3 protein-coding genes are annotated in these 1,481 nt (G+C 30.6%); all 3 read right to left on the bottom strand.

The window, feature by feature from the left end:
- A partial coding sequence (locus RMO83_RS04575) for a hypothetical protein (protein ID WP_310558497.1) occupies nt 1-311 on the bottom strand: 311 nt, incomplete at its 3' end.
- 94 nt (nt 312-405) lie between these two features.
- Nucleotides 406-1,044 carry a hypothetical protein gene (locus tag RMO83_RS04570; protein ID WP_310558496.1) on the bottom strand — a complete coding sequence of 213 codons (639 nt, stop codon included), beginning with the start codon at nt 1,042-1,044 and terminating at the stop codon, nt 406-408.
- A gap of 311 nt (nt 1,045-1,355) precedes the next feature.
- Nucleotides 1,356-1,463 carry an AraC family transcriptional regulator gene (locus RMO83_RS04565; protein WP_310558498.1) on the bottom strand — a complete coding sequence of 36 codons (108 nt, stop codon included), beginning with the start codon at nt 1,461-1,463 and terminating at the stop codon, nt 1,356-1,358.
- Nucleotides 1,464-1,481: the final 18 nt, after the last annotated feature.

Below are 1,481 nucleotides of genomic sequence, written 5' to 3'. Positions count from 1 at the left end.
CCTGTTGCAGATGCATTTAAATAATTCGGAGAATAAGTCCCAACAGCAGCTTGACCTGATAACGAGAAATCCATACCTATTCCGCCACCAGAAATATCGCTTCTAAAATCAAATGCAATTGAATTTTGAGCACCAGTAATAGCAGCTCCAGAAACGGCATAAGCAACACCGTCAATATTGCATCTGATATAATTGTCGTTTATTACCACTGGCGGTTGCGTTGTTACGGCTGGATTATTGTCGTTGTTGCTACACGAAATTGACAATAATGTAATTAATAAAATTACGAATGTATTTTTTAGAGTTTTCATAGTACTAGATTTTAATGAATTAATTATTGTTTTTTCAAATATGACTTGGTAATCGCAACCAAGTCATATTATCCAAAAAAATATGAAAATTTATTTATTCTGGTATACTGAATTTTGTACAAATCTCGTGGTAAGACATTTTTGAGTAGTCAATTGGTGTAACGCCGCGACCAGATCCGCTAGGAATAACAATGTATCTAAAAGCATTTCCTCTAATTGGGTCATAAGTCAAATCACTTAATACAGATCCATCATTTGATGTCAATGTTATAATAATTCCATCATAGGGTGCGTTATTTCCAAATTCATAATTATAGGTTACAATATTTGTCCACCTTCCTGAACCAGGTAATGGAAAAACAGAACTTGTTCCATACTGTTTAGCATAAACCATAACATTGCTATTATTTTTTAGAACAGTTTGAGATACTTCTGGAACGTGTATTAACATTCCTTTGGTATTTGATAAATTTTGATAACCCCAATTTGCTGGATACCAAACAGATGCAATTACATTAGCATTGCCATTAGTACCGTTTGTTCCATTAGTTCCATTCGAACCTGTAGTTCCAGTTGCACCTGTTGCTCCAACTGCTCCATTAATACCGTTTGTTCCATCTGTACCATTGATACCATTTTCTCCATCTTTACTACAAGACGAAATAATTGAAATCGATAAAATTGTTATTGCCACTAGCAATACTTTCGAGAAATTTTTAATTGTTGTATTCATAATTTTTGGTTTTTTAATTTTTTTATTTATAGAATTTAGTTTTTATTATTAATTTGTTTTTATTGATAATGTTTAATTCATATTTTCCTTTTTCAAGATGATTAATATTCAAATAAATTTTCTTGTCCAGCAGTTTTTCAATTTGGCCTTCATATTGTATATTTTTCTTTTTGGGCATTACTAAGTAGGATTTAGTTTTGTTTCTGATGTAAAATTATATTTATCAAAAAAAAAACCTTGCGACATTTGTAACAAGCATTATAACAAATGTAACAAGATCAAAAAAGTCAATGAATTCAGTGTTTTACTGATTATTTTTTTGATAAATACTCACTAGGTGTTACATTATAAACTTCTTTGAAACATTTCGAGAAATAAGAAACATCATTAAATCCAACCGAATAGGCAATTTCAGAAATATTTCCGTTGCCTTTTTC

The organism is Flavobacterium sp. (assembly GCF_031423415.1).
In the GTDB taxonomy this organism is placed as follows: Bacteria; Bacteroidota; Bacteroidia; order Flavobacteriales; family Flavobacteriaceae; genus Flavobacterium.
This window is presented reverse-complemented; position numbering and strand designations above follow the sequence as displayed.